Raw genomic sequence first — 18056 nt, 5'->3', positions numbered from 1 at the left:
ATAATTATCCTCACCCCTGAGCTTGCACTCAGGGGCACTAAATTAGAAGTTCAAGTTAGAAGTTAACTGTTATTGATGCATTGACGTCATAGGCTGTGTCGATCACTGGTAACATTGAGTATGCAGTACCGGCAATTACATCATCAACTTTCTGTGGTGCACCTACTGGTGAGCCACTTCCGGTATATTCGTAGTCGTAATACAAACCTGCTAACTTGATGAACATCTTAGGATTGATATCAAAGATATAATACGCTTCGGCAACATGACCGCGAGTAGCTAACTTACTGCCAATAGGGTCGTCTTGCGCTTGGGTGAAAGGACTCCAGTATTTTGAACCGTAGTTATATTCCAAGCCGAATTTTCCGTATGGAGCAGGTACTTGTATACCCATATACACGCCGTAACCATTTTTAGTGTCATTATCAACTGTTTCTTTTGGCACCATAATGATTTCAGTAGCAGTGCTATTCAACTCTGCTTCAAATACTGCATCGCTTAACATACCACCGAACAAACCTGCATTACCGCTAGGTTCAGCACGAGTCCAACCAAGTGAAGCAAACATTTTTAAATCGTCATCAGTTTCATAGGCATAACCTAATCCACCTAAGTACATATCACCAATTACACCACTTGGTTGTACACGAGTAACGAAGTTAAAGTTTTCAAACTTTTGCATGTCTTGATACATTGTTGGGGCAAAGATACTCGCGAGTTGAGTAGGGAATGCCATGGTGCCTGTAAAGCCATCATTAACATCTTTAGCACCGAACAAAGTTAATTGTAGGAAGTGGTTACCGTCATTGATGACGTCGATATTAAACCCGCCTAGGTGAGTGTCTTTGGTGATAATGTCACCGAACAATTCGCCATTTCCGTATTGAGATTCAAAGCCTTGACCATAGCAGAAGCGTACCGTTTGGCCTTCAATACCCGTGATATCACCCAAATTGTAACCTAGGGTTAAACCGTCGAAGTTGAAATTGACTAAGTGACCTGATGGTGTGCCGCCTCGTAGCTCATTTTCACGATAATGACTTGGTGGACCATATGTTGAAGGGCGACGTCCGATAGAAAGGTAAGTGCCGCTGCCGTTAATGTCTTTCCAGTTAAAATAGGCACGCTCTACTTTTAACTCATCACCACTGGTGCTGCCACTACTTGTGCCGTCCATTGTGAATGAGTTCCATGAATCAAATACTTTAACTCCAGTAGAGTCTCCCCAGCTCTTAAACATGGTTAAGCGTCCGGCAAAGCTGACGTTGTCCCATACTTTTGCATCAATATTTAGGCGTAATCGAGTGGTGTAAAAAATATCATTATCAATATCTTGTTGAGTTTTTTGACCTAACACCATTGGCATCACGCCCTGTAGCTGGCCGCTTTGAAATGCGGTGGCTAGATCAGGGTTGGCCATCATCATTTGGCCTAATAACGAGGTAGAACTACTCGGGTCACCAAATACACCTGACATGGCTTTTGTAGCGAAGTCAGTAAAATTGACATTCATGGCCGGGTTCCAAGTGACATTTTGGTAATGTAATGAATGTGCTTTGGTTCTAAAATCACCAGTAATGGATATTCTGTCTAACGCAGTGTGACGCTCGGTTTTGTCAACTCGCGAATTTAAATCATCAAGATCTTCGTTAATAGTCGCGAGTTGTTGTTTTAGATCGGCAATCTTTTGTGCATCAGTGTCTGCCGCTAGGCTAGCACCACTCATAAAGAGTGCATTTGCAACGAGTATTGATATGAGAGTTCTCATAGTCTTGCTCCCCCAATTTGCCAAATGAATTAACTCAATCTGGCAAATTTTTGTTGTAAAAATCCCTGAGGCGAAGCCCCAATTTTTTGGATTGTTTATTTGCTTATGTTTTGCTTAGAGCGAAAGGCTCTCAGCTTTTATGATTTAGCCACAAGTTGCTGGCTGATCAGAATCGGCTGCGTGGTCATATAAAAACTGTTGAATGTCTTTCAAGTCTTTTTCTGATAGAGCCTCAAAAACGGCAGGTTTAGCTTTATGTTTATCTCGAGAGAAAAAGCGATCCCATTGACTCATAGTTTTAGCCATCGGAGTAAGTTCTGGGCCTTCACTATCGGCGCTGTGGCAAGCTTTACATTCTTTTTTGTAAAGATGTTTGCCTTTTTTAGGGTTACCACCTTCGGCTGCCATTGCTTGGCTACCTAGTGATAATGCAATAGCGAGTGCGATACCAACTTTAACGTATGTGTTCATCATTTTATCCTCTATAGGGCTTCTTATTAGTGGTGCGTTTGCAATTTATGTTTATTTCTTTGCTGTGAATAATGTTACCTAAAAGTGAGTAGTGTTAATTTGAAGTAGATCATGTTCATGAGAAAAATCTAATTGAAAAAAAGTTAATTGAATCAAATCTAATGGACTTATGTGATGTGGATCTCTTTCGTGACAATATTCAATTTGCTATAGAGATAAAAAATTTCGCAGTGGATTTGGAACAACAATTATGGATAGGGAAAAATAATTTAGTGTATTATTTTGGTGGAAGCCTTTAGGGGAAAATTTTTTTGGGTAAGGTTTAATTACTCATAATGAGAGAATAGTTAGCTCATTATGAGTTACTAGGTTGATTAGTTGATTAGTTGATTAGTGCGCTGGTCGATTTAACCACTAACAAAGTCGCACTGATACTACATAATATTAAGGTCACAATGCGGGTTTTATTTTTATCGACATGGTTAATTAACAATCCAGAGACCAAGTAACCGGTAACAACGGAAGGGAATAACATTAGCGACAACCACAAATGTTTCATCTCAACCAAGCCGACTATGGCTAGAATAGCTAAAGCAATCAGTGAACTGAGTACGAAGAATGCAGACAGTGCAGCTCTAAATTTACTAGGATCTTGGCCTGCAAGTAAAATCGCCATAGGTGGACCACCAATGGCGGCGATGTTGCCAAATATGCCCGAAAATACCCCCGCGATAAATAAACTGATGCGATTGATGGGGGCTGTAATGCGATAAACACTTAATATCACAGCAATAAATACAATAGCGGCAATCACTAAACCTAATATGGCTTGTGGTGCAAACAGTAATAACCCAGCGCCTAAAAATCCGCCGGGGATCCGCCCGAGCAAAGCATATTGTAAACCATTAAATTGCAGGTGGTTGCGTTCTCTAAATAAGGTCATTGCAGAAATGGCAAATCCCATTGCAATAATTGGTACTGGCACTAGTTGAGGGTTAACAATATACAGCAGGGGACTAGCAACAACGGCTAACCCAAAACCAATTAAGCTCTGGGTTAACGCGCCTAAAAAAACGATAATTGATGCCAGTATCAAGGTTGTAGGATCGATAAACGACATCATATGTTCTCTTTTAAAACAAGACTACTTCGTATTAGGGTAGTTTCCAAGTCGATGACGTTGTCACTAACCTGTGGATTATTCCAGCTCTTCCCATTCGATGCCCATATCATCCATTATCTTTTTAGCTTCACTTGGAATGCTGTCCGGTTCATCTTTTGATAAATCACCGTCATAAGGTAATGGTTGACCTGTATATGCATGCAAAAATGCTTCACATAGCAGTTCACTGTTAGTTGCATGACGCAGATTATTGATCTGACGTCTAGTGCGTTCATCTGTTAGTATTTTTAATACTTTTAGCGGTATCGAAACTGTAATCTTTTTTACTTGTTCATTTTTTTTGCCATGTTCGGCATATGGGCTAATATATTCGCCATTCCATTCAGTCATTAACTTACCCTTAACGATAAATACGGTGCGGATTTTAAACCGTTACAAGCTCTAGTCAAATTATTGCGACTATTTAACCTCGATGCAAATAGATTTCTTGATGTTTAGACGTCTACGCGTCTATTTTGTTGACGGATGCAGAACTTTTCGGTAAATTTGGACGTCTAGACATCTACTTGTGTGTTTGTGACATTTTAGGAATCAATTATGACAAAACATAAAAGCGCCACATTGGCCGTTCGCCAAGGTATTGAAACAGACACACAACATGGTGCAATTGTACCGCCTATTTATTTATCGACTAATTATTCATTCGATGGTCATAATAATCCTCGTGAGTTTGATTATAGTCGTTCAGGTAATCCTACTCGGTGTATTTTAGGGGAGGCGCTCGCCAAACTTGAACAAGGTGCTACTGGTGTGGTGACCTGTACTGGTATGGCGGCGATTACTTTAGTCACCAGCTTACTTGGCCCTGATGATTTATTGGTTGTACCGCACGATTGTTATGGTGGCAGTTATCGTTTATTTACTAATTTGGCGAAAAAAGGCCAATTTAAGTTGTTAGTTGTTGATCAAACAGATAGCCAAGCATTGAGTAAAGCCATTGCCCAGAAACCTAAAATGGTGTGGTTAGAAACCCCCTCAAATCCTTTACTTAGAGTGATTGATATCGAAGCCGTCAGTCATGCTTGCCATGACGTTGGCGCGTTGGTGTCGGTAGATAACACCTTTTTATCACCGATATTACAGCAACCTTTATTATTAGGTGCTGACATAGTGATCCATTCAACCACTAAATACATCAACGGTCACAGCGATGTCGTCGGTGGCGCGGTTGTGGCTAAAGATCCTGAATTAGGTGAATTATTGCATTGGTGGTCAAACACCCTTGGGCTGACGGGGTCTGCGTTTGACAGTTACTTAACACTGCGTGGCCTACGAACGCTTGCTGTGCGAATTCGTGAGCATCAACGTAACGCGCAAAAGATTGTTGAGCTACTCAGCGCTAGTGATGTGGTTACCAAGGTTCACTACCCGGGTTTAAAAGATCATCCAGGTCACGACATTGCGGCAAAACAACAACAAGGCTTTGGCGCTATGTTAAGTTTTGAATTGCAGGGCGGTGAAGCCGAAGTGGTTGCCTTTTTACAGGCATTGTCTTTGTTCAGTATTGCTGAAAGTTTAGGCGGAGTGGAAAGTTTAGTCGCCGTTCCGGCCACTATGACCCATAGAGCAATGGACCCACAAGCAAGGCAAGAGGCTGGTATTAAAGAGACTTTATTGAGACTATCAGTCGGTATTGAAGACGCTGAAGATCTACTTGCCGATCTGAAAGCTGGTTTAGCTGCCGTAGCGGCAATTAAATAAGCTTAATTTGAGTTTATGTTAGCTGTGGTTTGAGTAAAATAACAAAATATGCATTTGTGGCATGATTAAAATGCAAAAAAGAGTTCATTGCACCACTATTTATTGCATAAAGCGTTAATTGCAACAAGAAGCCGTCGCAATAAAAGTCGTAGTTGTTTAAGGAGTCAGTAATGGCGCGAAGTCATTTACATAAGTTTGGTGGTTCTAGTTTAGCGGATGCAGACTGCTATCGCCGTGTTGCACATATTTTGCTTACCCACGGTCAAAGTGATGATCTTGTGGTGGTATCCGCCGCCGGTAAAACGACTAACTTCTTATACAAATTACTGAGCCTTCGTGACAGTGGTCAATTGTGGCAAGAAGAGCTACAAGTACTGATTAGTTATCAGCAGACGTTAATTGAGCAATTACTGTCAAATGAACAAGCACGTGATTTACGTGAACGTTTGTCGACTGATAAATCTCAGTTAGTCAGTTTGTTGTCCTTAGAACAACATAATGATTACCAATTAAACCATGTGGTGAGTTTTGGTGAACGTTGGTCCGCTCGCCTCATGGCTGCATTGTTACGAGAAATGGGCGTAGCAGCCAGTAATGTTGATGCATGTTCTATTTTAGTTGCTGATGAAGGTGCTATTCCTAATATTTTAGTGGCGCAATCGCGTGAGAAAGTGCAAACCTTATTAGCTCGACATCCACAAGAGCGTTTAGTGATAACGGGCTTTATTTGCGCAAATAGTCATGGTGATACTTTATTACTGGGCCGCAATGGTTCAGATTTTAGTGCCACATTAATTGCCAGTTTAGCGGACATTGAACGTGTGACGATTTGGACCGATGTTGAAGGGGTCTTTAATGCCGATCCGAATAAAATCAATGACGCTAAGTTGCTCAAGAGTATGTCTCTAGCAGAAGCCGACCGTTTAGCGCGTTTAGGCTCACCCGTATTACATTCTCGTACATTACAACCATTATTTAATACCCACGTTAGCCTTGCTGTGCGCTCAAGTTATGCCTCGCATACCGATTTTACGCTTATTGCGCCGCAGAGTTCATCGGCCAGTGCTCCTGTTGTGACTAATTTAAACGAAGTGGTATTGATTGGTTTTAAAATGGGCTCTGCTCTTGCACCTTTACTGACTATATTTAATGAGGCAGGGCTAACGCCATTAGCCTATTGGGAATTAGCTCAACATAAATTTGAATTAGCATTTACCCTCGAAAGCCAAAAGCAACTGTTGGCATTATTGGCTCTGCATGGCAATGAACTATTGATTGACGACGTCACAGTGCAAACCGACTTAGGCTTAGTGGCATTAGTCAGTGCCGATGCGCATCACTTTAGGCGCAGTTTTGCCCGCTTATTAAGTCGTGATGCTAAGCCGGTTTATCAGGATGCACTCAGCTTAGTGACTTTGGTCCCACAAGCACAGGTCAGCTTACTGACTCAAAAGGTTCATCGTCGTTGTGCAGGACCTAGAATGCGTATCGGCGTGTTACTTTTGGGTGTCGGTAATATTGGAGAAGCATGGATAGAGTTATTTAAGCGTGCACGACCAACTTTAGATCTTGAATTAGAAGCCTCAGTTGAACTAATCGGTGTGGTAGGTTCGCAAAAAGCATTGATTTCAAATGATGCGATTGACCTTGATAACTGGCAACAAGATTATCAAGCCAACGCCATAGAGTGGAATTATGATCAGTTATTTGAACAGCTGGCACAATTGTCTTGTGACGAAATTGTCGCGTTAGATATCAGCGCTAGCGCCACATTAACACTGCAATACCCACAATTATTTGCTCGTGGTATTCACGTGGTTAGCGCCAATAAATTAGCAGGCTCTGGGCCGCTCCCTTTTTACCGAGAACTAAAACAACAGTTGAGTAATCGTCGCTTATTTTGGCGTTATAATGCCAGTTGTGGTGCTGGGTTACCGATACAACATGCGTTAAATGATTTGCGAAACAGTGGTGACACTATTGAAGCTGTCGGTGGTATTTTTTCTGGCACCTTATGTTGGTTGTTTGAAAACTATGATGGTACGAAACCCTTTTCTGAATTGGTATTAGAGGCTAGGAGCTTAGGGATAACGGAACCCGATCCTCGTGATGATTTGTCCGGCCGAGATATGCAGCGTAAGTTACTTATTTTAGCCCGAGAGATAGGTTTGTCGGTTGAGTTAAACGATATTGGTCTTAACTCGTTAGTACCTAAAGCGTTAGCCGAGCTATCATTAGAAGACTTTTTGCCTCGTATTAGCGAGTTAGATGATGATTTATTACAGCAGTATGTTGCAGCTGCCGAGCAAAACAAAGTGCTGCGCTATGTGGCTTCATTAGATAAAATCGAGGGAAAAATGCAAGCTGAAGTGAGTTTGCAGTGGGTTGATAACAATCATCCTTATGCTAATTTAACCCCGGGCGATAATGTGTTTGTTATTCGCAGTGCGTTTTATCAAGGCAACCCATTGATTATTCGTGGCCCTGGCGCTGGGCGTGAGGTGACTGCAGCTGCGGTGCAGTCGGATTTAGTGCATATTTGTAAAGACTTACTTCAAGAGTAGTTTTGTTGAAAAAGGCCATTAATAATGGCCTTTTTATTGTTTAGGCTTTATGGCCTGCGGCCACTAACGTCGTGGCGCTTCATCCACACCAGACCAATAGAAAACCAACGGCTGTCTCTCTTGATTCTTGGTTAATAAATTAACTCAGTCACCCGCAACATTTTCCTTATTTGCGTAAACAACAGAAGGGAAAGGGTCGCTATGGGGATTTATTCAGCTTTTAACTTCATTTTTTCCTATCTGATTTTCATCAAGTTTTTTGGATTCTGAGCTTGTTCTATTGATTAAGGTGCAACTATTCCTTGATAACTGTTTCCTCTAGGGTTAGCAATGGTCATAAGTATAAATAAGAATTATTAATTTAATAAATTATGATAATTTTTATTTATATTTTGTTCGCCGTAAGATGGCTCCATCGAAACAAATGACGAATCAGTCAATAGTATTTTTGGAGTTAGTTATGAAAATGAATCACGTAGGTTTAATGGTTGGCGATATGGATACAGCGGTTGAGTTTTACACTAAAGCGCTGGGTTTAAGAGTTGTAATGGGTAACACTAAGGTTCAAGAAGAGCGTGAGACTGCTATTGGCAGAATGTGTGTGGCTGTATTTGGTGAAGGTTTTAAAGGCTTTAACATTGCCCACCTAGTGACGAGTGACGGCATTGGTGTTGAAATGTTTGAAATGGTCGATCGCCAAGAACGTCATGAAGTTGATTTCACACGTCTTGGTATCTTCCACTTTTGTTTGCAAACAGATGACTTTGAAGGGGCCATTGCGCGTACTGAACAATATGGCGGTAAAGTGCGTATGGATATTATGCGCTACCATCCAGAAGACGACAGTAATCTAGCGCAAATGGTGTACTTGGAAGACCCATTTGGCAACTTGTTTGAGCTTTACTCACACACTTATGAAGAAACTTACGCTACTGATTACGAGTAAGTTTATCTGGTTACACATTAATTGAAAGCTACCTAAATGGTAGCTTTTTATGTCTGGCGATACATTTTCTAGGTTGCTTTGCGTGACCTTTCTGCTTTAGACACTCAGTTCACTTTAGCCCATCAAACACCTTAGAAAGCTTAGTCAAGTAACGCTTAGCTTCCAGTCAGTCGCATACGAAATTCCCGTTGTTAGCTCTATGGTTTATTGCTCGGTTGTTTGGTCACGATTTGCCTATACACGTTGGTGTATCCGTAATTCAATTGATTGGTTGTGCACTCAAATGAATACGATGAATAATTTACTAGATGCATAGTGGTTCAAGGGATTTTGCTGGTTATTTAGCACTATCTTTATTGTTTGTTGTTTAGGCGTAGACTTAAATTAGTCTATTGGTGGTTTTTTAGCTTGACTTAGGATGCAGTTAAACTAGTATATGGACATATAGACGTCCAAACGGCTAAATTACTTAAGTTAAGTGAGTTAAATTAGTTGATTGGTATAGACTCCGCAGTTTTACAGAAGTTGAAGGAATACATTATGGCTTTTCATCATGCGCAACATGCCCAGTCGTTAAATCAGAGCTTGTCTGAGCTGAATGATATTAATGTATCTTTTGAGTTTTTCCCGCCTTCAACTCCAGCAATGGAAGAGATCTTGTGGAATTCTGTTCGTCGTTTAGAGCCATTAAACCCTAAATTTGTCTCAGTGACTTATGGTGCTAACTCAGGAGTGCGAGATCGTACTCATAGCGTGATTGAACGTATCCAGAAGGAGACCAATCTAGTTGCTGCGCCGCATTTAACCTTGGTTGATGCCAGTGATGAAGAGTTAGTTGAACTGGCAAAGCATTATTGGAATTCAGGCGTAAGAGACATAGTGGCTTTACGTGGTGACTTACCTGATGGCAGCCCAAAGCCGACTCGGTTTGCTAATGATTTAGTGCGTTTATTACGCTCAGTTGCCGACTTTGATATTTCGGTTGCGGCTTATCCTGAAGTACATCCCGATGCGCGTAATGCTCAAGCGGATTTAATCAACTTAAAGAAAAAGATTGATGCGGGAGCTAATCGCGCCATTACCCAGTTTTTCTTTGATGTTGAATCATACTTACGTTTTCGTGATCGCTGCGTGACAGCAGGCATTGATGTTGAGATTATTCCGGGGATTTTACCCGTGACTAACTTTAAGCAGACTAAACGTTTTGCTGACATGACCAATGTGGCTATTCCGCATTGGTTACATCGCCAGTTTGAAGGTTTAGATGATGACCCCGCGACACGTCAGTTAGTGGGCGCAAACGTTGCTATTGATATGGTGAAAGTATTGTCCCGTGAAGGCGTTAAAGATTTCCATTTTTACACCCTTAACCGTGCAGAATTAACCTATGCGATTTGCCATACTTTAGGTGTGCGTCCAAAGTAAAAAACACCAAATAGTTACCACCTAAAAAAACCATTAATGAATATTTTAATGGTTTTTTTGTTTAACGATTCGACGTTTTGGGTATTCTTTTTTGAACATTTTAGGTCTATGGTGGTAGAACAATAATTAATCAATAAAGAGGTGTGATGATGAAAACATCCTTTTATATGCTCAGTGTATTGGCAGGCCTAACAATGTGTAATGTTATGGCAGCTGAAGCCGCAGAAATATCGCCCCCACAACAAGCTACTCCAGCCGCCGCTCAGCTATGTACATCCTGTCATGGTGCTCAAGGTCAAGGCATTGGTATTACCGGCCCTCGTTTAGCGGGGCTATCAGCCGAGTATATCAACAATCAACTTAAGTTATTTCACGTAGGTAAACGTCAAAACCCTACCATGTCAGCAATGGCTGCTACGGTTCAGGGAGACAATATTGCTGTGGTTTCACAATATTTTAGTCAACAGCCAGTTGCAGATATTCCGCTACAATTTCGTGGTGACAAGGTTGCCATTAGCGATCCTTTCGAAGCATTAGCCTTTCAAGGTGATTGGTCGCGTACCATTCCAGCTTGTACTAGTTGCCATGGTCCATCCGGAGTAGGTGGTGGTCAATTTCCTCGTTTAGCGGGCCAAGAAGTCAGTTACCTTAAAACCCAATTATTATCATGGCAAAATGGGACTCGAAAAGGCGATGTTGATAACATGATGGGCAATATAGCGGTGAAATTAACGGCTGCTGAAATTGATGGTTTATCTCAGTTTTTTGCCAATATAAAATAAGGACATAGCGATGAAATTATTATCGATATTGAGCATTGGTATCCTGTGTAGCTTGCCCTTACAGGCCAATGAATTATTAACTGACATTTCGCCTAAGCCTGCTTCGGTAAAATCGTCTGACTCTTCAACGACACTCCCCGATCGTCAAGCTGCGTTGCCCTCAGTCGAGAAAAAAACAACTGATGAATATTTACAACTTGCGTCATTAACTGATATTCCCGCGGGCGCGTTTGGCGATAAAGTTCGTTTAGGTTATCAACTGTTTGTGAATACTCAACAACTTCGAGATAAGTATGTTGGCAATGATCTTAATTGTGTCAATTGTCATATGAATGCCGGAATGAAAGCGAATGCATCGCCTTTATGGGCTGCATATTTTGCTTATCCTGCTTATCGCAAGAAAAACGATAAAGTAAATTCTTTTCAGGAGCGGATTCAAGGCTGTTTTACTTATTCGATGAATGGTAAAGCGCCAGCATCAGGCTCACCTGAGTTAGTGGCAATATCTGCGTATTCATACTGGTTAGGTATGAGTGGATTAATGACGCAATATAATGTTGCAGGTCCAGTGCCTGAATTGTCAGATGTTGAGTTAGTTAAAGGTGCAAAGCGAGATGATTTTCCTATGCCTGCAGCCATCGCCAAACATCAAGATATTACAGCATTAAGTCAGCTTCCTGGACGTGGTTATCCGAAAACTCCGCAACCAGAATTAGCATATTCACCAGTTCGTGGTATGACCGTGTATCAAACACATTGCCAAGTGTGTCATGGTGAAGATGGCGAGGGACAAATGATTGCTGGTGTCGCCGCATTACCACCATTATGGGGACCACAAAGTTTTAATTGGGGGGCGGGAATGCACCGAGTGAATACCGCTACTGACTTTATCTATGAAAATATGCCGTTTGGTAAAAGTATCCAGCTCACTGTTCAGCAAGCTTGGGATGTCGCAGCATACATTAATTCGTTTGATCGCCCGCAAGATCCTCGTTTTGAAGGTGATGTCAGCAAAACACAGGCAACCTATCATAAGCATCAAGGGTATTATGGTCAGTCTGTAGCGGGTAAACCTATTTTAGGTTCTGAGTCTTATCCGGTTTTTCCGCTTAAAAATACCGTTAAACAGTGATGTTTTTTCTATAAAAGTAATGTGATTAAAAATACCCATCGAGTTATTGCTTAATGGGTATTTTTTTAAGATTATTTGGTTTTTATTACAATATAGAGCTTATTTAAGATGGTGAAGAATGTCGGATCTCGGAGTTAAATTCGGGATTATCTTTATATATTAACTTTGTCTTTTATTTACCATCTGTTAATTAGAGTAAATTTAGTGACGATATTGACTCATCTATTTATTTTATTAGAGGCTAGGCTATGACACTACTAATCTCCACAGCACAAACTTGTCCACTCTGCCAACAAGCGAATGATTGTGCCATGGTACAAGGATTAGACATAAGTGCATGCTGGTGTGCTAAGCAACCATTGCACATGCCATCAGTTATTGCACAGAACAAAACCATAAATTTTTTGGCAGGCTTTCCCGACAACCAATGTATCTGCCAGTCATGTATGCTGAAATTGATGCAACAATCTGATATAGATCCCGTCGAAATATATATGCCATAACTAAGGGCCTAAATTAGAACCATAGCCATCATTTATTAGGGAAGTTTCTATGCCAGCGAAAGTCATCAATTTCAACGATAAGTTTACGCAGTTCAGCGATCATTGGTCTCCTCGTGTTATTGCGGAAATGAATGATTATCAATTTAAATTGGTCAAGGTTGAGGGTGAGTTTGTTTGGCATGATCATCCCGACACTGACGAAGTGTTTATTGTCATTGAAGGAACCTTAACAATAGCTTTTCGTGATAAGGAGGTTACGCTGCGAACAGGTGAAATGGTGGTTATTCCTAAAGGTGTTGAGCATAAACCAATGGCGAATGAGCAATGTAACATTATGATTATTGAACCTCGAGGTGTGGTCAATACCGGCGAGATTGGTAGCGACCTCACTGCATTAAATGATCAGTGGATATAGTGGTGACTGATACAATTATTGGAGACGGGCTTTGACTAACATGATTGCAATTTAGCGCGACTGCTTGTTGGTACTTAAGCGTGTTGTTTTATAGGACATTACTGTTAATTCTATGTTAATTTTTTATTGTTAGCCTGTCGTTAGTCGGTATACTGAGAATATTGTTTTTTGGCAAGTAAGCCTAAAGCACGAGTAGATACCTTATCTATACCAGAGGATAGTAATGTTAAGAAAAATTCTTGTTGTCGTGGTCGCTATTATTGCGATCCCTTTTGTTGTGGCTCTTTTTGTTCAAAAAGACTATTCAGTCACCCGCACGATTACCATAGATAAACCCGTTACTGAGGTTTTTGATTATATTAAACATCTAAAAAATCAAGATGACTTTAGCAAGTGGGCACTAATGGATCCCGACATGGTGAAAACCTATCGTGGTACCGATGCGACAGTGGGGTTTGTATCTGCATGGGCAAGTGAAAATCCCGATGTAGGTGTAGGCGAGCAAGAAATTATCGCCATAGATGAAGGCAAACGGATCGACTTTGAATTACGGTTTATTTCACCTTTTGAAGCGAATGAACCTGCTTATATGACCACAGCAACAATTAACTCTAATCAAACAAAAGTGGATTGGGGTTTTAGCGGTCATTTTGACTACCCTGCAAATTTAATGTTTCTCTTTTTCGACTTTGAAACCATGATAGGTGCTGACTTACAGCAAGGTTTGGATACGTTAAAAGTAGTATTAGAAAAGTAGTCTATTTTACGTTGGTGAGGATAATTTATCGAGGAGATGAATTATTAGGTCTTAGCTTGTCTTGCCATGATTGACTTAATCGGGGTAACCTAAAAATTAAATAGTTGCAATGGAGTTGGGCTGTTACAGCTGTAATAAAAATAACCAAAATTATAATAATAACTAAACATTTAATAATAACTTCGACATTAGTCATTACTCATTATGAGGTTTTACATGGAAGCAGTCACAAATTTTGTTAGCATGATCAACAGTATAGTGTGGGGCGTCCCCATGTTGGTTATGATTCTAGGCGTCGGACTGTTTCTGTCCGTTGGCTTAAAGTTCATGCCTATTTTAAAGCTAAATAGAGGCTTTAAATTATTATGGTCGGGTCGTCAGGTTAATGATGAAACAGAAAAAGGTGATGTCAGTCCGTTTAATGCCTTAATGACATCGTTATCAGCGACCATAGGTACGGGTAACATTGCGGGTGTGGCGACCGCGATTTTTATTGGTGGTCCAGGAGCGCTATTTTGGATGTGGTGTACTGCATTAGTCGGTATGGCAACCAAATTTTCCGAAGCTGTACTGGCAGTGAGATTTCGAGAAAACGATGCTAACGGTAATCATGTTGGCGGCCCGATGTATTATATCAAAAATGGCTTAGGCAGTAAGTGGGCATGGTTAGGCACTGCATTTGCTATTTTTGGTTCGATTGCTGGTTTCGGTATTGGTAATACCGTGCAAGCTAACTCAGTTGCTGATGCTATGAGCAGTAACTTTGGGGTACCCAATTGGGTGACTGGCGTGGTGTTGATGGTGTTGGTTGGCGCGGTGTTAATGGGCGGGATTAAGCGTATTGCTGAAGTGGCTGGTAAATTAGTGCCATTGATGACAGTGTTTTATATTACCGCGGGTTTAGCTGTATTGATTGTTAATGCCGCACAAGTACCTGCTGCTTTTATGTTGATTATTGAAAGTGCCTTTAATCCAGTTGCAGCCCAAGGTGGTTTTGCTGGTGCGGCGGTTTGGGCTGCAATTCGTTTTGGTGTGGCTCGTGGGGTGTTTTCAAATGAAGCGGGTTTGGGTAGCGCGCCCATTGCTCACGCTGCCGCGCAAACTAATAATCCGGTTAAGCAAGGTTTAGTGGCCATGTTAGGTACGTTTATTGACACGCTTATCGTCTGTTCTATTACTGGTTTGGCTATTGTGGTTTCCGGTGCGTGGACCTCTGGCGAAAACGGCGCGTCATTAACCTCTCTGGCGTTTTCTCATGCTTTACCTATGGGTAATTACATTGTGGCCATAGCATTAGCCGTGTTCGCCTTTACCACTATTTTAGGTTGGAGTTTTTACAGTGAAAAGTGTGTTCAGTATTTATTAGGTGATAAAGCTGTAAAACCATTCCGTCTTATTTGGACCTTGGTTGTGCCTATTGGCGCAGTGAGCTCATTAGAATTTATTTGGTTATTAGCCGACACATTGAATGCGATGATGGCGATTCCAAACTTAATTGCCTTAGTGCTATTAAGCCCAGTGGTCTTTAGCTTAACCCGTGAGTATTTTATTAAGCAGCGGGCATTAAAAGTCAAAGCTTAATTCTGGAAGTAGCTTACTAGTCTAGTAAGCAGTAACGATGTTAAGCATGTTCATCTATATAGATGAACATGCTTTTTAATTTCAAGAGATTAATCCGTTTATTATTCTATTTACCAATGATGATGAATGCCAATATGGCTCCAATCATCAAGCTTACGACGTTTGTTATTTTTAACCTATTGGGTTCCGACAGTTTATTCGAAGTTGTTATCAAACTCTGAATCTTCAAATAAATCGACCGCAAAGGTTGGGGTAACATGTTTGAATTGGCGAGCAAAATGACGCTGCACGCCTTTAAGATCGATATTGCCAATCCCTGATGCAAAGCCAAACCAAGCATAAAGACCGCTAATATCTGCAAACATTGGAGGCAAATATTTGGGTTGAGCAATAATGCCTTCTTGGCAGGCCTGATACAGTACAGGAATATCTTCAATGGCTAATTTTCCGAGAAATAGCATTGGGATTAGCTCAGGTAACCCAGTGCTGATGGCACTACGAATAAAGTTAATGTTTTCTACATAACCGCGCACATAAGAAATGTCTTTGGTAAAAAAGCTACCTCCACCCACCATGCCACCACGAAATACTCGTTGAGTAACACGATAGCTTTCTTTTGAGCTGAGATTAAGGTTTCTAAAGTAGCGATAGACTTCAATAAAATCGGCACCTTGTTCAGCCATATCAACCGCGGATACTCGGTCGCTAATACGCCGAGCACGTCCTGGATTAGAGCTTAAGGTGAGCATTTCCATTAACACTGCTAATCCTTCTTGTGAAGCGGTCACTCGTGGTGAGCCAACACTAAGCCAAGTTGCATGGGGTTGGGCACGACCATTGAGTGTGGTGCCCACATGGACCCAACCTTCATGTACTTCATAGACGTTAAGATCGGATTCACTGAACATGGCACGGGTGTTAATTTTGACAGTATCTCCACCTACGGCGGCGTCTGACACAATACCATCGCTTAACTTCACGTGAATTTCATCGTTATGAAAATACTTCACTAAGCGCTCGCTGAGTACATTTACCGCTTCTGGAGCGGTGATAATCTTAGGATGACGGTGACTCATGTGGCGCGCTGCGGGCAATGAAAATATATGACTTAAACGATCGCCAAGTTGGCGTAGCGTATGACGATCACCGTGTAATTTGTGGCTTGCACTGCCGTAAAGTTCTTGGCTGAGTTGACCAAACATGGGTTTACCGCGATTGTGGAGCATGTCTATCACGATCCGATATTGATCAATGTTTGCCAGTAGAATTTTAGCTAATTTATCGCGTTTACCTAAGCCTCGCTCAATGGCACTTTTTAAGCTTAGTAGGTCGGTTTGGGTTTGCTGTGGGTTAAATGATAAAGGAATAGATTGATAAAAGTCATTACTAATACTGGGAAGCTGTTTGTTCTGCTTTGCTAAAAAATCCTCTTCAATTTGCCTAGGCCACTTTATCGAGTCTAGGATTTTAATCGGAGCTTGAATACGGATTAATTCATCAGAAAAACGACGAATATCTTGTTGATAACGCGATAAAGAGTCAGACATTGTTTTCCCTAATCTAGATAATGTTGTCAGCAGCACTGGCATTCATGTTAGCAGATGTTGAGCATAAAACAGCAATGAAAAAATGCAGTGTTATAAGCACTTTTTTAGTGCAACGCATCACTTTACATCGCAATTCTTCATAAGTATTTTATTTAAGTGACTTAAAATGTTGACTTATTTTCTTGGCATTAAAACTGCTTTGTCTAAAGTAGGTATATTTGAAAGGAGCATTTATGGCAGCGATGAGCTATTTAAGTGTGATTGAGCGTTATCATGAATATGAACACTTAGTGCATGAATTATTAGAATCTATTTTGATTGGTGTGGGTGATATTAATTTATTTGAGCAACCTATTTCAGCAAAAGTTTTTGAAGACATGGCAATAAGCTATCCTTTTGTGGAGCTCATTTATTTGCTTGATGAACAAGGAACTCAGGTTTGTCCAAATATCAGCGTTGTTAATCAACAAGTAAAGTTATTAGCCTGTGGTCATCATGCAGATCGAAGTCAGCGACCTTATTTTACTCAATTAACTGCACTCGATAAAGTCCACATTACTCGACCGTATTTGTCTAATTCCGGTGGGGGCTTGTGTTTGTCTGCATCGCAAATGATTAAATCGACCTCTGGGCAAGTTGTTATTGTGGTTATTGATGTCAACCTAACCCGATTGATCGAGTTTATGATGGGTGACAGTGCTAGGCGTAAAATGTCTCCCTTTTTTAAAAGTATTTATGCTGTAATTGTCATCTGCCTTTTTGTGTTAGTGAGCGTATTAATGTCGACCGTCATTCGTGATATTTATACTTTATTTAGCCAAATAACCGAGACTCCTAATCCGCTACAGCCGTTTGGTATTATCATTTTTCTTACGCTAGCATTAGCGATTTTTGATTTGGGCAAAACCATTTTGGAAGAAGAGGTGCTAATGCATAAAGATATCTTCCGTCACAGTTCGACCCGTAGAACTATTACTCGATTTATTTCGACTATCTTGATTGCGATTTCAATTGAAGCTCTTTTAACCATGTTTAAAGCATCGCTTGGAGAGAAACAATACATTGAACCGGCAATTTTAATGATGTTAGCCGTGGTGGGATTATTAGTGGGTTTGGGGGTATATGTTTATTTAGGCGCTAAAGCAGAGCTACTGCTCACGCAAGCACAAGCAGGTAAGCACACTCGAATAGGACAAGGTAAAAGCGAGTAACAGTGACTTTAAACGCTTAACAATCACTTTAGACAACTGATTTTAACTAGACAGGGATAAACGATATGTT

At 40.9% G+C, this 18056-nt stretch carries 16 protein-coding genes; 11 read left to right on the top strand and 5 right to left on the bottom strand.

Annotation, left to right across the window (positions count from 1 at the left end; genetic code table 11):
- Positions 1-55 precede the first annotated feature (55 nt).
- The 4 genes from FH971_RS17905 to metJ form a co-directional block, all read right to left on the bottom strand.
- A complete protein-coding gene (locus FH971_RS17905; protein ID WP_137225102.1) occupies positions 56-1768 on the bottom strand; it encodes a DUF3373 domain-containing protein in 1713 nt (570 codons plus the stop codon).
- A gap of 144 nt (positions 1769-1912) precedes the next feature.
- Positions 1913-2242, bottom strand: a complete 330-nt coding sequence (locus tag FH971_RS17900) for a c-type cytochrome (protein ID WP_137225104.1) — start codon at positions 2240-2242, stop codon at positions 1913-1915.
- Positions 2243-2621: 379 nt separating this feature from the next.
- Entirely contained in the window at positions 2622-3362 is a 741-nt protein-coding gene (locus FH971_RS17895) for a sulfite exporter TauE/SafE family protein (protein WP_140235194.1), read from the bottom strand.
- A gap of 75 nt (positions 3363-3437) precedes the next feature.
- On the bottom strand, positions 3438-3752 hold the full coding sequence (gene metJ, locus FH971_RS17890) for a met regulon transcriptional regulator MetJ (protein ID WP_137225108.1): 315 nt from the start codon (positions 3750-3752) through the stop codon (positions 3438-3440).
- A 207-nt stretch (positions 3753-3959) separates the two neighbouring features.
- Between metJ and metB the strand changes: the two genes are divergently transcribed.
- From metB to FH971_RS17840, 10 genes are all read left to right on the top strand, one after another.
- Positions 3960-5123 carry a cystathionine gamma-synthase gene (gene metB / locus FH971_RS17885; RefSeq protein WP_140235193.1) on the top strand — a complete coding sequence of 388 codons (1164 nt, stop codon included), beginning with the start codon at positions 3960-3962 and terminating at the stop codon, positions 5121-5123.
- Between the two features lie 170 nt (positions 5124-5293).
- The gene (locus FH971_RS17880) at positions 5294-7687 is read left to right on the top strand and encodes a bifunctional aspartate kinase/homoserine dehydrogenase II (protein WP_137225112.1); all 2394 of its coding nucleotides are present in this window, start codon (positions 5294-5296) and stop codon (positions 7685-7687) included.
- 460 nt (positions 7688-8147) lie between these two features.
- The gene (locus FH971_RS17875; RefSeq protein WP_140235192.1) at positions 8148-8633 is read left to right on the top strand and encodes a VOC family protein; all 486 of its coding nucleotides are present in this window, start codon (positions 8148-8150) and stop codon (positions 8631-8633) included.
- 540 nt (positions 8634-9173) lie between these two features.
- A complete protein-coding gene (metF, locus tag FH971_RS17870) occupies positions 9174-10058 on the top strand; it encodes a methylenetetrahydrofolate reductase (protein ID WP_137225116.1) in 885 nt (294 codons plus the stop codon).
- Between the two features lie 149 nt (positions 10059-10207).
- Entirely contained in the window at positions 10208-10840 is a 633-nt protein-coding gene (locus FH971_RS17865; RefSeq protein ID WP_140235642.1) for a c-type cytochrome, read from the top strand.
- Between the two features lie 10 nt (positions 10841-10850).
- Entirely contained in the window at positions 10851-11972 is a 1122-nt protein-coding gene (locus tag FH971_RS17860) for a c-type cytochrome (protein WP_137225118.1), read from the top strand.
- Between the two features lie 248 nt (positions 11973-12220).
- Entirely contained in the window at positions 12221-12475 is a 255-nt protein-coding gene (locus tag FH971_RS17855; RefSeq protein WP_140235191.1) for a cysteine-rich CWC family protein, read from the top strand.
- Positions 12476-12524: 49 nt separating this feature from the next.
- Complete coding sequence (locus FH971_RS17850) at positions 12525-12890, top strand: cupin domain-containing protein (protein ID WP_140235190.1); 366 nt, start codon at positions 12525-12527, stop codon at positions 12888-12890.
- 223 nt (positions 12891-13113) lie between these two features.
- Complete coding sequence (locus FH971_RS17845) at positions 13114-13647, top strand: SRPBCC family protein (protein ID WP_206194432.1); 534 nt, start codon at positions 13114-13116, stop codon at positions 13645-13647.
- Positions 13648-13863: 216 nt separating this feature from the next.
- Entirely contained in the window at positions 13864-15228 is a 1365-nt protein-coding gene (locus FH971_RS17840; RefSeq protein ID WP_140235188.1) for an alanine/glycine:cation symporter family protein, read from the top strand.
- Between the two features lie 194 nt (positions 15229-15422).
- Here the strand turns inward: FH971_RS17840 and FH971_RS17835 are convergent, their stop codons facing one another.
- Positions 15423-16775: a flavohemoglobin expression-modulating QEGLA motif protein gene (locus FH971_RS17835; RefSeq protein WP_137225130.1), complete on the bottom strand. Its 1353-nt coding sequence runs from the start codon at positions 16773-16775 to the stop codon at positions 15423-15425.
- Between the two features lie 233 nt (positions 16776-17008).
- On the opposite strand from FH971_RS17835, the gene FH971_RS17830 reads away from it, so the two are divergent.
- The gene (locus tag FH971_RS17830) at positions 17009-17986 is read left to right on the top strand and encodes a PDC sensor domain-containing protein (RefSeq protein WP_140235187.1); all 978 of its coding nucleotides are present in this window, start codon (positions 17009-17011) and stop codon (positions 17984-17986) included.
- Positions 17987-18056 lie beyond the last annotated feature (70 nt).

It is taken from the genome of Shewanella polaris (assembly GCF_006385555.1).
Classification (GTDB): Bacteria; Pseudomonadota; Gammaproteobacteria; order Enterobacterales; family Shewanellaceae; genus Shewanella; species Shewanella polaris.
Note: the sequence above shows the minus strand (reverse complement) of the source record. Positions and strands in the feature narration are given on the sequence as shown.

What these genes read in the sequence shown, in the direction of transcription:
- FH971_RS17835 (WP_137225130.1), bottom strand. Translation starts at nt 16,775, where the DNA reads ATGTCTGACTCTTTATCGCGTTATCAACAAGATATTCGTCGTTTTTCT.
- FH971_RS17845 (WP_206194432.1), top strand. Translation starts at nt 13,114, where the DNA reads ATGTTAAGAAAAATTCTTGTTGTCGTGGTCGCTATTATTGCGATCCCT.
- FH971_RS17855 (WP_140235191.1), top strand. Translation starts at nt 12,221, where the DNA reads ATGACACTACTAATCTCCACAGCACAAACTTGTCCACTCTGCCAACAA.
- FH971_RS17895 (WP_140235194.1), bottom strand. Translation starts at nt 3,362, where the DNA reads ATGATGTCGTTTATCGATCCTACAACCTTGATACTGGCATCAATTATC.
- FH971_RS17865 (WP_140235642.1), top strand. Translation starts at nt 10,208, where the DNA reads ATGAAAACATCCTTTTATATGCTCAGTGTATTGGCAGGCCTAACAATG.
- metF (WP_137225116.1), top strand. Translation starts at nt 9,174, where the DNA reads ATGGCTTTTCATCATGCGCAACATGCCCAGTCGTTAAATCAGAGCTTG.
- FH971_RS17860 (WP_137225118.1), top strand. Translation starts at nt 10,851, where the DNA reads ATGAAATTATTATCGATATTGAGCATTGGTATCCTGTGTAGCTTGCCC.
- metJ (WP_137225108.1), bottom strand. Translation starts at nt 3,752, where the DNA reads ATGACTGAATGGAATGGCGAATATATTAGCCCATATGCCGAACATGGC.
- FH971_RS17850 (WP_140235190.1), top strand. Translation starts at nt 12,525, where the DNA reads ATGCCAGCGAAAGTCATCAATTTCAACGATAAGTTTACGCAGTTCAGC.
- FH971_RS17900 (WP_137225104.1), bottom strand. Translation starts at nt 2,242, where the DNA reads ATGATGAACACATACGTTAAAGTTGGTATCGCACTCGCTATTGCATTA.
- FH971_RS17830 (WP_140235187.1), top strand. Translation starts at nt 17,009, where the DNA reads ATGGCAGCGATGAGCTATTTAAGTGTGATTGAGCGTTATCATGAATAT.
- FH971_RS17905 (WP_137225102.1), bottom strand. Translation starts at nt 1,768, where the DNA reads ATGAGAACTCTCATATCAATACTCGTTGCAAATGCACTCTTTATGAGT.
- FH971_RS17875 (WP_140235192.1), top strand. Translation starts at nt 8,148, where the DNA reads ATGAAAATGAATCACGTAGGTTTAATGGTTGGCGATATGGATACAGCG.
- FH971_RS17880 (WP_137225112.1), top strand. Translation starts at nt 5,294, where the DNA reads ATGGCGCGAAGTCATTTACATAAGTTTGGTGGTTCTAGTTTAGCGGAT.
- FH971_RS17840 (WP_140235188.1), top strand. Translation starts at nt 13,864, where the DNA reads ATGGAAGCAGTCACAAATTTTGTTAGCATGATCAACAGTATAGTGTGG.
- metB (WP_140235193.1), top strand. Translation starts at nt 3,960, where the DNA reads ATGACAAAACATAAAAGCGCCACATTGGCCGTTCGCCAAGGTATTGAA.